13 protein-coding genes are annotated in these 12,669 nt (G+C 74.9%); 12 read left to right on the forward strand and 1 reads right to left on the reverse strand.

Going from position 1 to position 12,669, the window contains the following annotated elements:
• Genes ACO229_RS06175 through ACO229_RS06230 form a run of 12 tightly spaced genes read left to right on the forward strand, consistent with a single transcriptional unit; the run spans window position 1 to window position 10,670 of the window.
• A complete protein-coding gene (locus ACO229_RS06175; protein ID WP_423464142.1) occupies window positions 1-906 on the forward strand; it encodes an ABC transporter ATP-binding protein in 906 nt (301 codons plus the stop codon).
• A 3-nt stretch (window positions 907-909) separates the two neighbouring features.
• Window positions 910-1,734 carry an IclR family transcriptional regulator domain-containing protein gene (locus ACO229_RS06180; RefSeq protein ID WP_397432787.1) on the forward strand — a complete coding sequence of 275 codons (825 nt, stop codon included), beginning with the start codon at window positions 910-912 and terminating at the stop codon, window positions 1,732-1,734.
• The gene (locus ACO229_RS06185) at window positions 1,734-2,945 is read left to right on the forward strand and encodes a thiolase family protein (RefSeq protein ID WP_423464143.1); all 1,212 of its coding nucleotides are present in this window, start codon (window positions 1,734-1,736) and stop codon (window positions 2,943-2,945) included. Before ACO229_RS06180 ends, ACO229_RS06185 begins: the two co-directional genes overlap by 1 nt.
• The gene (locus ACO229_RS06190; RefSeq protein WP_423464145.1) at window positions 2,942-3,637 is read left to right on the forward strand and encodes a 3-oxoacid CoA-transferase subunit A; all 696 of its coding nucleotides are present in this window, start codon (window positions 2,942-2,944) and stop codon (window positions 3,635-3,637) included. The genes ACO229_RS06185 and ACO229_RS06190 overlap by 4 nt, the downstream gene beginning before the upstream one ends.
• Window positions 3,634-4,305 (forward strand): 3-oxoacid CoA-transferase subunit B, encoded by a 672-nt coding sequence (locus ACO229_RS06195; RefSeq protein ID WP_397432782.1) that lies wholly within the window; start codon window positions 3,634-3,636, stop codon window positions 4,303-4,305. Before ACO229_RS06190 ends, ACO229_RS06195 begins: the two co-directional genes overlap by 4 nt.
• Window positions 4,302-5,519: a 4-hydroxybenzoate 3-monooxygenase gene (locus ACO229_RS06200; RefSeq protein ID WP_423464146.1), complete on the forward strand. Its 1,218-nt coding sequence runs from the start codon at window positions 4,302-4,304 to the stop codon at window positions 5,517-5,519. Before ACO229_RS06195 ends, ACO229_RS06200 begins: the two co-directional genes overlap by 4 nt.
• 40 nt (window positions 5,520-5,559) lie before the next feature.
• Window positions 5,560-6,384 carry a protocatechuate 3,4-dioxygenase subunit beta gene (gene pcaH / locus ACO229_RS06205; protein WP_423464147.1) on the forward strand — a complete coding sequence of 275 codons (825 nt, stop codon included), beginning with the start codon at window positions 5,560-5,562 and terminating at the stop codon, window positions 6,382-6,384.
• Window positions 6,377-6,979 carry a protocatechuate 3,4-dioxygenase subunit alpha gene (gene pcaG, locus ACO229_RS06210; RefSeq protein WP_423464148.1) on the forward strand — a complete coding sequence of 201 codons (603 nt, stop codon included), beginning with the start codon at window positions 6,377-6,379 and terminating at the stop codon, window positions 6,977-6,979. The genes pcaH and pcaG overlap by 8 nt, the downstream gene beginning before the upstream one ends.
• The gene (locus tag ACO229_RS06215) at window positions 6,972-8,168 is read left to right on the forward strand and encodes a lyase family protein (protein ID WP_423464149.1); all 1,197 of its coding nucleotides are present in this window, start codon (window positions 6,972-6,974) and stop codon (window positions 8,166-8,168) included. The genes pcaG and ACO229_RS06215 overlap by 8 nt, the downstream gene beginning before the upstream one ends.
• Window positions 8,165-9,013: an alpha/beta fold hydrolase gene (locus tag ACO229_RS06220; RefSeq protein ID WP_397415815.1), complete on the forward strand. Its 849-nt coding sequence runs from the start codon at window positions 8,165-8,167 to the stop codon at window positions 9,011-9,013. Before ACO229_RS06215 ends, ACO229_RS06220 begins: the two co-directional genes overlap by 4 nt.
• Window positions 9,010-9,414 carry a 4-carboxymuconolactone decarboxylase gene (gene pcaC / locus ACO229_RS06225; RefSeq protein WP_397432775.1) on the forward strand — a complete coding sequence of 135 codons (405 nt, stop codon included), beginning with the start codon at window positions 9,010-9,012 and terminating at the stop codon, window positions 9,412-9,414. The genes ACO229_RS06220 and pcaC overlap by 4 nt, the downstream gene beginning before the upstream one ends.
• A gap of 11 nt (window positions 9,415-9,425) precedes the next feature.
• The gene (locus ACO229_RS06230; RefSeq protein WP_423464150.1) at window positions 9,426-10,670 is read left to right on the forward strand and encodes an MFS transporter; all 1,245 of its coding nucleotides are present in this window, start codon (window positions 9,426-9,428) and stop codon (window positions 10,668-10,670) included.
• A gap of 14 nt (window positions 10,671-10,684) precedes the next feature.
• On the opposite strand, the gene ACO229_RS06235 is transcribed toward ACO229_RS06230, so the two are convergent.
• Complete coding sequence (locus ACO229_RS06235) at window positions 10,685-12,472, reverse strand: HNH endonuclease (protein WP_423465271.1); 1,788 nt, start codon at window positions 12,470-12,472, stop codon at window positions 10,685-10,687.
• Between the last annotated feature and the right edge of the window lie 197 nt (window positions 12,473-12,669).

Below are 12,669 nucleotides of genomic sequence, written 5' to 3' on the forward strand. Positions count from 1 at the left end.
ATGTCCAGCCCCGCGAACACGGCCGCCGACCGCGCCGCTCCGGACCGTGCCGCGGCCGAGCACCCCGGCGGCGCGCGCCTCGACGTCCGCAACCTGCGCAAGGTCTACACCGGCCGCGGCGAGCCCGTCGAGGCCATCGCCGACCTCACGTTCGAGATCCGGCCGGGCGAGCTGGTGTGCGTCGTCGGCCCCTCGGGTGCCGGCAAGACGACGCTGCTGCGCTGCATGGCCGGCCTCATGCCCGCCACGTCCGGCGAGCTGGTGCTCGGCGACGCCGCGATCACCGGCCCCCCGCCGGGCATGGCCGTGGTGCTGCAGGAGTACGGGCGCTCGCTGTTCCCCTGGATGAGCGTGGCCCAGAACGTCGAGCTGCCCCTCAAGGAGAAGGGTGTCGGCAAGGCCCGCCGGGCGCAGCTGGTGGGCGAGACGCTCGCGGCGGTCGGCCTGGCCGACGTGGCGGCGTCCTACCCGTGGCAGCTCTCGGGCGGCATGCAGCAGCGCGTGGCCATCGCCCGGGCCGTGGCCTACGAGCCGCAGGTGCTGCTCATGGACGAGCCGTTCGCGGCCGTCGACGCGCAGACCCGCTTCGAGCTCGAGGACCTGGTGCGCACGCTGTGGAAGCGCCTGGGCATCACGGTCGTGTTCGTGACCCACGACATCGACGAGGCCATCTACCTCGGGGAACGCGTGCTCGTCCTGTCGGCCCGGCCCACGGTCGTGCTGGAGGACGTCGCCGTCGGCCTGGGTGCCGAGCGCGACCAGCTCGAGACGCGCGGCGACGCCGAGTTCGCGCGCCTGCGCACGCACGTGTACGAGCTCGTCCAGCAGGCCAAGAAGGGCGTACGTAGCCTGGCCGACGCGCACCTCACGCATCCGGCGGACGTCCCGCCGCGAGCCGGGGCGTGATCGATGGACCGAGCCGAGGGGGACCTCATGGTCGAGGAGACGAGTGACGCGGGTGGCCGCTCGCCCGAGTTCGTGCAGTCGCTGGAGCGCGGGCTGGCGGTGATCCGGGCGTTCGACCAGGACCACCGGTCGCTCACGCTGAGCGACGTGGCGCGGGAGGCGGGGCTGAGCCGCGCCTCGGCGCGCCGGTTCCTGCACACCCTGGTCGAGCTCGGGTACGTCGCGAGCGACGGGCGGGAGTTCACGCTGCGCCCGGCGATCCTCGACCTCGGCTACGCCTACCTGTCGAGCCTCACGCTGCCCGAGATCGTGCAGCCGCACCTGCGGGAGCTGTCGGCGCAGGTGGGGGAGTCCTCCTCGGTGGCGGTGCTCGACGGCGCGGACATCGTCTACGTGGCGCGCGTGGCGACGCACCGGATCATGAACGCGGCGATCCGGGTGGGCACCCGGTTCCCCGCCTACGCCACGTCGATGGGGCGGTCGGTGCTCGCCCACGCCGAGCCGGCCGAGGTGGACGCCTACCTCGCCTCGACCACGCTCAGCGCGCTGACGTCGCGCACCGTCACCCGGCCCGACGACCTGCGTGCCGTGCTGGCGCAGGTGCGGGAGCAGGGCTGGGCCCTCGTGGACCAGGAGCTGGAGGAGGGGCTGCGCTCGGTCGCGGCCCCGCTGCGCGACGGCACGGGCCGCGTCGTCGCGGCGGTGAACGTGTCCGCGCCGGTCCGGCGCGGTGAGATCGCCGAGATCCTGGAGCACCTGCTGCCCCCGCTGCAGGCGGCCGCGGCCGCCATCGAGTCCGACCTGGCCCGGATGAGAGGAACGATCTGATGGCGACCGCCTATGTGTTCGACGCGGTCCGGACCCCGTTCGGCCGGTACGGCGGGGCCCTGTCCGGGGTGCGGCCCGACGACCTGGCCGCCTTCGTGGTCGGCGAGCAGGTGCGGCGCGCACCCGGGCTGGACCCCGCCGTGGTCGACGACGTGATCCTGGGCAACGCGAACGGCGCGGGCGAGGAGAACCGGGACGTGGCACGCATGGCCGTGCTGCTCGCGGACCTGCCGATCACCGTGCCGGGCACCACCGTCAACCGGCTGTGCGGGTCCTCGCTGGAGGCCGCCGTGCAGGCGGCCCGGGCGATCGAGGCCGGGGACGCCGACGTGGTCGTGGCCGGCGGCGTGGAGTCGATGAGCCGCGCCCCGTGGGTGCTGCCCAAGACCGAGCGGCCGTTCCCGGCGGGCGACCTGAACCTGTCCTCGACCACGCTGGGCTGGCGCCTGGTCAACCCGCGGATGCGCGCCGACTGGACCGTCTCGCTCGGCGAGGCGACCGAACGGCTGCGCGAGAAGCACGGCGTCACGCGCGAGCGGCAGGACCAGTACGCGCTGCGCAGCCACCAGCTCGCCCACGCGGCATGGGACGCTGGGCACTACGCCGACCTCGTCACGCCGTACCCGGGCACCGACCTGACGCGCGACGAGCCGATCCGTCCCGGCACCTCGCTGGAGCGGCTGGCGGCCCTCGCGCCGTCGTTCCGCCCGGCGGGGGACGGTACGTCCGGCGGCACGGTCACCGCGGGCAGCTCCTCCCCGCTGACGGACGGCGCCTCGGCGGCGCTGATCGGCTCCGAGCGCGCGGCGGCGCTCACCGGCCTCGAGCCGCTCGCCCGCATTGCGGGGCGGGCAACGGTGGCGGGCGAGCCGCAGTACTTCGGGTACGCCCCCGTCGCGGCTACCGAGCGGGCCCTGGAGCGGTCGGGCATCACGTGGGACGACGTCGCCGCCGTCGAGATCAACGAGGCCTTCGCCGCGCAGACCCTGGCGTGCCTCGACGCCTGGCCGGTCGAGGAGGGGATCGTCAACGCCTGGGGTGGTGCGATCGCCGTCGGGCACCCGCTCGGTGCGTCCGGGACGCGCGTGCTCGGCACGCTCGCCCGCCGCCTGGCGGCCACCGGCGGCCGCTGGGGCGTGGCGACCATCTGCATCGGCGTGGGGCAGGGCATGGCCGTGGTGCTGGAGAACGTGTCCGGCGGGGCTGCATGAGCGCCACCGTGTTCGGCACCGGCGCCCTCGACGCGCTCGGGGACGTCGCCGACGGATCGACCGTGATGATCGGCGGGTTCGGCCCGGCAGGCCAGCCCGTCGAGCTCGTGGAGGCCCTGCTGGAGCAGGGCGCCACCGACCTCGTGGTGGTGAGCAACAACGCCGGCAACGGCGAGGACCCGCTCGCCCGGCTGATCCAGCACGGGCGCGTGGCCAAGATGGTCTGCTCGTTCCCGCGGCAGGTCGACTCCTGGCACTTCGACGCCGCCTACCGGTCCGGCGCCGTGGAGCTGGAGCTCGTGCCGCAGGGCAACCTGGCCGAGCGGATCCGGGCCGCCGGCGCCGGGATCGGCGCGTTCTTCACGCCCACCGGCTTCGGCACCCCGCTCGCCGAGGGCAAAGAGCACCGGCGCATCGACGGCGTCGACCACGTGCTGGAGTACCCGATCCACGCCGACCTCGCCCTGGTGCGCGCCGACCGGGCCGACGGCGCCGGGAACCTCGTGTACCGCAAGACGGCCCGCAACTTCGGACCGATCATGGCGACCGCCGCCCGGCGGACCGTGGTCCAGGTGCGCGAGGTCGTTCCCGTCGGGGCGCTCGACCCGGAGGCCGTGGTGACGCCCGGCATCTACGTGGACGCCGTGGTCGAGCTGCCCGCCCGCGCCGCCAGGACGGAGATCACGGCATGACCCCCCTGGACGACACCCGCACGGTCACGGACGCCCCGCTCACCAAGGCGCAGATCGCCGCCCGGGTCGCCGCGGACATCGCGCCCGGGTCGTACGTCAACCTCGGCATCGGACTGCCCACGCTCGTGGCCGACCACCTCGCCACGGGCAGCGGCATCACGCTGCACACCGAGAACGGCATGCTCGGCATGGGCCCCTCCCCGGACGCCGACGCCGTCGACCCCGACCTGGTCAACGCCGGCAAGATCCCCGTCACGGAGCTGCCCGGCGCCTCCTACTTCCACCAGGCCGACTCGTTCGCCATGATGCGCGGCGGCCACATCGACGTCTGCGTGCTGGGGGCCTTCCAGGTCTCGGTCACGGGCGACCTCGCCAACTGGTCCACGGGCGAGCCCGGGGCCGTGCCCGCCGTCGGCGGGGCGATGGACCTGGCCGTCGGCGCCCGGCGCACCGTCGTGACCATGACGCTGCTGACCAAGGACGGCGCGCCCAAGCTCGTGGAGCGCTGCACGCTGCCGCTCACCGGCGTCGGCTGCGTCTCCCGCGTCTACACCGACCTGGCCGTGCTCGACGTGGGCCCCGGCGGCGCGCGCGTCGTGGAGACCTACGGCACCACGCACGACGAGCTCGAGACGCTGCTCGGCCTGACCCTGGGAAGGACCCCGTGACCGCATCGCCAGCCCCGGAACGCACACCCGTCGCCGTCGTGGGCGGCGGCCCCGCCGGGCTGCTGCTCTCGCACCTGCTGCACCGCTCCGGGATCGAGCACGTGGTGCTGGAGGCCCGCACTCGCGACGAGATCGAGCACACGCACCGCGCCGGCATCCTGGAGGCCTCCTCCGTGCAGGTGCTCGCGGACAACGGCATGGACCGCGTGCTGCGCGAGGGCGACCGGCACGACGGCATCGTGCTGCGCTTCGACGGCGCCGACCACCGCGTGGACCTGACCGGGCTGACCGGGCGCAGCGTGTGGCTCTACCCGCAGACCGCCGTCTTCACCGACCTCGCCACGCGCCGGGAGGCCGACGGCGGCGACGTGCGCTGGGGCGCCACCGTCACCCGGGTGCTCGACGCCGGCACCGACCGGCCCGGCGTGCTGTGGACCGACGCGGACGGCGCGGAGCACGAGCTGCGCTGCGACGTGCTGGTCGGCGCCGACGGGTCGCGCTCCACGCTGCGGCACACGCTGCCCGAGTCGCAGCGGCACACGTACACCCACGAGTACCCCTACGCCTGGTTCGGCGTCATCGTCGAGGCCCCGCGCAGCGCACCCGAGCTCGTCTACACCACTTCCGAGCACGGGTTCGCGCTGATCAGCCAGCGCACCGAGACCCACCAGCGGATGTACTTCCAGTGCGACCCCGGCGAGGACCCGGCCGGCTGGACCGAGGACCGGATCTGGGCCGAGCTCCAGCGCCGGGTGGCCGGCCCCGACGGGTTCCGGCTCGTGGAAGGGCACGTCCGGGAGCGGTCGGTGCTGCGGTTCCGCTCGTCCGTGGTGGAACCCGTGCGGCACGGGCGCATGCTGCTCGCCGGCGACGCCGCCCACACCGTGCCGCCCACCGGCGCGAAGGGCCTCAACCTGGCGCTCGCGGACGTGGTGGTGCTGCACGACGTGCTGGAGACCTGGTTCTCGAAGCGGGACGACGCCGTGCTCGACGAGTACGGCCGCCGCGTGTCGGAGCGGGTGTGGCGCGCACAGCACTTCTCCGCGTGGATGAGCGCCATGCTGCACGCCCACCCCGGCGAGACGGGGTTCGCCGCCCGGCGACGGCTGGCCGAGCTGCGCACCCTGGTCGCCTCCGAGGCCGGCCGGCGGTTCCTCGCCGAGGGGTACACCGGCTGGGGACCGGTGCTCGGGAACCCCGCGGGCGCCGCGTGACGGCACGGGGACGGACGACGACGTCGAGAGGACGAGGACGATGAACCACACAGCGACACAGGCGCCCGCGGCGCCGAGCACCGTGCTCGACGCGGCCGCGGACTCGCAGGCGCAGCTCAGCGCCGAGATCGCGGCCGCGCACACCGCGTACGCCGAGGGCCTCGACGGGGGCGCCCCGGAGGAACAGGGACCGCGCCGCAACTGGCCCCCGTACCGCAGCTCGCTGCTGCGCCACCCGACCAAGGACCTGCACCACGCCGACCCGGAGACGATCGAGCTGTTCTCCCCGGTGTTCGGCGAGCGCGACATCGGGCCGCTGGAGGCCGACCTGACGGTGCAGCGCGACGGCGAGCCCATCGGGGAGCGCATCGTGGTGCGCGGTCGCGTCGTCGACGGCGAGGGCCGGCCGGTGCGCCGCCAGCTCGTGGAGGTCTGGCAGGCCAACGCCGCCGGCCGGTACGTGCACAAGCGCGACCAGCACCCTGCGCCGATCGACCCGAACTTCACCGGGATCGGCCGCATGCTGACCGACGACGACGGCTGGTACCGGTTCCAGACCATCAAGCCCGGGCCGTACCCGTGGAAGAACCACTTCAACGCGTGGCGGCCCGCGCACATCCACTTCTCGCTCTTCGGGCGCCAGATCACCCAGCGCATCGTCACCCAGATGTACTTCCCCGGGGATCCCCTGTTCGCGCTGGACCCCATCTACCAGTCCATCCAGGACCAGCGCGCCCGCGACCGGCTCGTGGCGACCTACGACCACGACACGTCCGAGCACGAGTGGGCCACGGGCTACCGGTGGGACATCGTCCTGACCGGGTCGCACCGGACGTGGACCGAGCCGGAGGACGGCGATGAGTGACCTGCTGCCCCCGACGCCGGGGCAGACCGTCGGGCCCTTCTTCGGGTACGCCCTGCCGTACGCCCACGGCAACGAGGTGGTCGAGGCCGGTACCGCGGGCGCCGTCCGACTGCACGGGACCGTGCGCGACGGCGCGGGCACGCCCGTGCCCGACGCCCTGGTCGAGATCTGGCACGCCGACCCCGTCGGGAACGTCGTGGGCCGCAGCGGCTCGCTGCTGCGCGACGGCACGTTCACCGGCTGGGGGCGCGCCGAGACCGACCGGGAGGGCGGGTTCTGGTTCCGCACGCTCACCCCGGGGCCCACCGCGCCCGGGCGTGCCGCGTTCTTCCACGTGACCCTCTTCGCCCGCGGCCTCCAGGACCGCCTCTTCACGCGCGCCTACGTGCCCGCCGAGGACGGGGCGGGCCAGGCGGCGCTGGCCGCGGACCCGCTGCTCGCCTCGCTCGACGCGCAGCGACGCGCGACGCTGGTCACCGTGCGCGAGCCGGACGGCGCGCTGCGCTTCGACATCCGCATGCAGGGGGAGGGGGAGACCGTGTTCCTGACGTACGACGACGGCCCCGACGCGGGCCGGGACGGCGTCGGTGCCTGACGTCGGCCTCCTGCTGCCGGGCACGGCGGGCGACGAGGGGACCGACGACGTCGCCGTCCTGCGCGCGCTCCTGACCGCGGAGGCCGCCTGGGTGCGTGCCCAGGCGGCCGTCGGCCTGGTGCCCGGCGGGGTGGCGGACGCCGTCGACGCGGCGGCCGCGGGGCTCGCCGGGACCGGAGCCTCCGGCCGGGAGGCGGCCGAGGAGCTGGCCCGCGAGGTCGCCGCGCAGGCCGCGGCCGGTGGCAACCCCGTGATCCCCTTGCTCGCCGCGCTGCGGGCGGCCGCCCCCGAGCACGCCGCGACGATCCACGCCGGGCTGACCAGCCAGGACGTGCTGGACACCGCGCTGGTGCTGGTGCTCCGCGACGCCGCGCGCACGGCCGGTGCCGACCTCGACCGGGCACGCACGGCCGCGGCCCGGCTCGCCCGCACGTACCGGGACGCCCCGGCCCTGGGCCGCACGCTCGCCCAGGCCGCCGTGCCGACCACGCTCGGCGCCCGGTTCGCGGGCTGGCTCGGCGGCCTGCGCGCGGCACGAGACGCGCTCGCGAGTGCCGCCGCGGGGCTCCCGCTGGCCTACGGCGGGGCGGCCGGCGAGCTGTCGGGCGTCGCCCGGCTCACGGACGACCCGTTCGCGCTCGTCGACGCCTGGGGTACGGAGCTCGGCCTGCCCGTGCCGCCCGGTCCCTGGCACACCACGCGAGCGCCCATGACCCGCGCCGCCGACGCCCTCGCCGAGACCTGCGCCGCGCTCGGGCACATCGCGGGCGACGTGCTCCAGGGCGTTCGGCCCGGCGCCGACGAGCTGCGCGAGCCGGCGGCGCCCGGCCGGGGGGCGTCGTCGGCCATGCCGCACAAGCGCAACCCGGTGCTGTCCGTGCTGCTGCGCCGGTCCGCGCTCGCGGCCCCGCACCTCGCCGCCACCGTCCGGACGGCGGCGGGCCTGGCCGCCGACGAGCGGCCCGACGGCGCCTGGCACGCCGAGTGGCCCGCCCTGCGCGACCTCGCCCGGCACGCCGTCGCGGCGTCCCGGCTGGGTGCCGAGCTCCTCGACGGGCTGGAGGTCGACGCCGAGGCCGCCGCCCGCACCCTGCGCGCGGCCCTGCCCGACGCCCACGGCGTGGGGCTGGCTCCCGCCCTCGTGGACCGGGTGCTCGCCGCCGCCGACGACCGCACGGAGGAACCATGACCGCCGACCCCGCGCTCGGGGTGGTCCCGTTCGCGCTCACCGACGCCGCCCGGCCGCTCCTCGTGCTCGGCCCCTCGCTCGGCACGAGCGTCACGGCCCTGTGGCAGGACGTCGTCCCGCTGCTGCCGGACGTCGACGTCGTGGGCTGGGACCTGCCCGGCCACGGCTCGGCGCCTGCACCCGACCCCGGAGGCCTTGCCGGGCTCACCGTGCCGGACCTCGCGCGCGCCGTGCTCGACGTGGTCGCGCGGGCGCAGGCCGAGCGCGGTGACGTCGGCGCGCCGTTCTGGTACGCGGGCGTGTCCGTGGGCGGCGCCGTGGGGCTGCACCTGCTGCTCGACGCGCCCGGCCGGCTGCACGGCGCCGCCCTGATCTGCACCGCCGCGTCGTTCGGGGAGCCAGGGCCGTGGCTCGACCGGGCCCGGCTCGTGGAGTCCGCGGGAACGCCCACCCAGGTCGAGGGGTCGGCCCGGCGATGGTTCGGCCCCGGGTTCGTCGAGCGGGAGCCGCGGGTCGTGCTGCGCCTGCTGGGCAGCCTCCAGACGGCCGACCGGTTCGGGTACGGGGCCGTGTGCCGGGCGCTGGCCGCCTGGGACGTGCGACCCGGGCTCGCCGGGGCGGGCGGGCACGTGTCGTCCGTCCCCGTGTCGTCCGTGCCGGTGGTGACGATCGCGGGGGAGCACGACCTGCCCGCGCCGCCCGCCGCACTGGCGGAGATCGCCCGGGGCGTGGGCGCCGTCCGCTCCGAGGTGCTCGACGGCGTGGCGCACCTCGCGCCCGCCGAGGCGCCCGCGCGCGTGGCCGAGCTGGTGCGGGATCTCGTGACGGCGGGGGTGGCACGATGAGCGGGGACACCGGACACGGCGCCGGGGCGGAGCGAGCCGAGGCAGGCATGCGCGTGCGCCGTGAGGTGCTCGGCGACGCGCACGTGGACCGCGCGACCGAGCGCACCACGGACTTCACCGCCGACTTCCAGGACCTCATCACCCGGTATGCCTGGGGCGAGATCTGGACGCGGCCGGGCCTGGACCGGCGCTCCCGCTCGATGATCACGCTCACGGCCCTCGTGGCGGGCGGGCACTGGGGTGAGCTCGCGATGCACGTGCGCGCCGCCCTGCGCAACGGCCTGTCCGTGGACGAGCTGCGCGAGGTGCTGCTCCAGAGTGCGATCTACTGCTCGGTGCCGAGCGCCAACCACGCGTTCGCCGTCGCCCAGGACGTGCTGCGTGAGGAGGGGCTGCTCTGAGCGCCGGACGGATGGAACCGGGCCGCACGGGGGTCGGCGGCGGGCTGGTGCTCGTGGGCGTGCTCGCGATCGCGGCCAACCTGCGTGCCGCCATCACCGTGGTGGGCCCGGTCGCGGACGACGTGGCTGCCGACCTGGACCTGTCCTCGACCGAGGTGTCCCTCCTGGTGTCGCTGCCGCTGCTGTGCTTCGGCGCGTTCGCGCTGGTGGCTCCGCGGCTCTTGGCGCGCTGGGGGATCGAGGCCACCGCCGTCGCCGCGCTCACCGCGCTCGGGGTCGGCATCGTGGCCCGCTCCGTGCCGCTGCCCGGCGCGCTCTGGGTGGGCACGGTGCTGCTCGGCGCGGGTGTCGCCACCCTGAACGTCGCCCTGCCCGCCCTGGTCAAGCGGGACTTCCCGCAGCGGGTCGGGCGCCTGACGGGCGCGTACTCGGCGACGCAGTCGGCGTTCGCCGCGATCTCCACGGTGGTCGCGGTGCCGCTGGCGGGGACGCAGCCGGAGGGATGGCGGATCGCGTTCGGGGTGTGGGTGGGCACGACCCTGGTGGCGCTGGGGGTGATGGTGCCACGGTGGCGCGCCGCCCGCGGGTTCCCGGTGCGGGATGGTGCGGGCTCGTCCGAGGAGCTGGGCCGGGCACTGGACGGGTCGAGCGGGGAGTCGGGTGCACCGACGAGGAGGGGCCCCGCGCCCTGGCGTACCCTGCTGGGCTGGCAGGTGGCCGGCTACATGGGCCTGCAGTCGACGTTCTACTACTCGGTGGTCACGTGGTGGCCCTCGGTCGAGACCGGCGCGGGCTTCACACCGGGCGCGGCGGGTGCGCACCAGGGCCTGCTCCAGGTGACCGGCATCCTCGCGTCGCTGCTCGCGGGGCGGCTCATCGACCGGAGCCGGGCGCGCGGGCAGAGCGGGCTCGCGGTGGCGTTCTCCGGGGTGTCGGCCGTCGCGGTCGTGGGCGAGCTGCTGGCGCCCGGCTGGTGGCCGGTCTGGATCGTGCTGCTCGGGGCGGGGACCGCCGCGGCATTCGTCACCGCTCTCTCGTTGTTCGGCCTGCGCACGGAGCACCACGCCCAGGCCGGGGCACTGTCGGGCATGGCCCAGGCGTTCGGCTACGGCCTCGCGGCGCTGGGCCCGCTCGTGATCGGCACCCTCCACGACGCGACGGCGGGCTGGACCGTCCCGCTCGTGGTGCTGCTGGCGATGAAGGTCCCGGAGGTGCTGGCCGGCGCGCTGGCGGGCCGGCGGCGCACGATCGCCTAGATGGTTGGTCCCGGTCAGGTCGGGTGGGTCCAGGTGAGGTCGGGCTGCTGGGGCCTGGTTGATGTTCGGCCGGGTGTCCGGGTCGGTGGACGGTGTCGTGACCGACGGGGTGGTGGGCTGGGTCGATAAGCGATCGCGCCGTGGTCGTGGGTGGTGTGGCAGCCGATGGTGTAGCGGCTGCGTGGGGTGCGTCCGGGGGTTGGGCCGGTCATGCCGACCGCTGGTGTCCATTTCGGGGCAGGGGTGCGATCGCGGGCCATGGCGGGGTTCTGGGCGTGGTCGGTCGACCCGGCTGTGGGCGGGTTCTGGGCGTGGTCGGTCTGCTTCTGGTCGGCTTGGGCCTGCTCGGCCTGCCTCTGGTCGGTCTGCCTCGGGTCGGTCTGTGGCTGGTCGGTCTGCCTCTGGTCGGCCTGCCTCGGGTCGGTCTGTGGCTGGTCGGTCCCGGTGGATGGCGACGTGTCGCTGTCTGCGGGCGCGCCGGAGTCACGCGTCCGACCTGTGTTCCGTTCGCGGTCTGGTTCGGTGTCGTGGATCCTGGCCGGTATCCCGCCCCGGTCGGCGCGCAGGGGTGTTGGTGGCATGGGTGCTACCGAGAGGTGGGTGTGTCCGGTCGGGGTGGTGGTCTCCACGGCGTGGCGTCCGTCGTGCTGGGTGGGTTTCTGTACCCAGCCGGGTGCCTGCTTGGCATGGTTGCACCGCGCGCACAGGCCTTGCCCGTTGTCCAGGCTGGTAGGGCCGCCCTGGGCGTGGGGGGTGATGTGGTCCAGGTGCCGGATCGGCGCATCACACCACAACGTGGCGCACACACCCTGACCCCGAGCCCGCAGCAGGGCTGCTAGACCGTTCGGGTGGAACCGGGACATCGAGGTCGTGGCCACCAGGCGACCCTGTGGGTCGGTGTAGATGCTGCGCAACCACGCCGCGTTCGTGTCGATCGCGTGCGCGACCAGGTTCCGGGCCACCGGCGCCGGGACCACACCCCCACCCACCGGGACACCCTCGGTGATCACACCAGGCTGGGTGCCGCCGGCCAGCAGCGTGTCGTCCGAGACCAGGAGGTTGATCGCCACCGGCACATCCTGCGCCCGACCCGGGCCACGCCCAGTGACACGCTCGATCAGAGTGTCGGCCATGATCTGACCGGTCCCCCTCTCGTCCCCACCCGCCTTCGTGGCCTCGGCGTGGTGCTTGAGCTGGGCGTAGGCCTGTACTCCCTGCCCCATCGGCACCAGGGCGGTCAGGTACACCATCAGGTCCGGGGCAGGACGGATCGAGACCCGCCGCTGCGAGACGGCCCTCGCGTTGCGGTTCACGCACGCGTGCACATCCAGGCTCGCGGCGAGTTCCTTGATCCGGGCCACCAACCGCCGTGTCCCCATCCGTACCAAAGCACCCAGGTGCGCGGGGCCGCAGACCTGCTCGTCGATCAGGGCACGATGCTCCACCGACAGGTGCGACGTCTCCCGGACCAACAACGTGGCCCGCCACTGCGAGAGGATCCCCGTCTGCAACGCCGCGAACGTGTGGGGCATCTGCGTCACCCACACCCGGGACGTGTTGAGGAACCCGGCACCGGCGTGCGGGGACACCCGTAGCGCGGCACCCACCTGGCACGGCACACCACGACCCTGACGCTCCACCCGAACACCCTGCGCGGCCTCCTCAGCCCGCGTCGCCTCGTCCAGGGCGACCACCAGGCGGGCCTGCGTCGCGGTCACCGCAGCCTTCACCGCCTCCAACTCACCCAACACATCCACCCACTCGCCCTGGACCTCCCGCGAGACCAGACCCGACCCGGACATGTCAGAGGCACCCGGCAGAATCAACCCCGCCAACGCCTCCCGCACCACCCGCACACCGGCGACCCCGATGCCTGCACCAATCTCACCGAGCAGGGGCGCACCAGACGCACCACCGCCACCGGCCGGCAGCCCACCACCGGGCAGCCCACCCTCGGGCAGCCCACCATCAGGCAGCACCGACCCGGCAGGCTGCCCGC

The sequence above is a fragment of the Promicromonospora sp. MS192 genome (genome assembly GCF_049532985.1).
GTDB lineage: Bacteria > Actinomycetota > Actinomycetes > Actinomycetales > Cellulomonadaceae > Promicromonospora.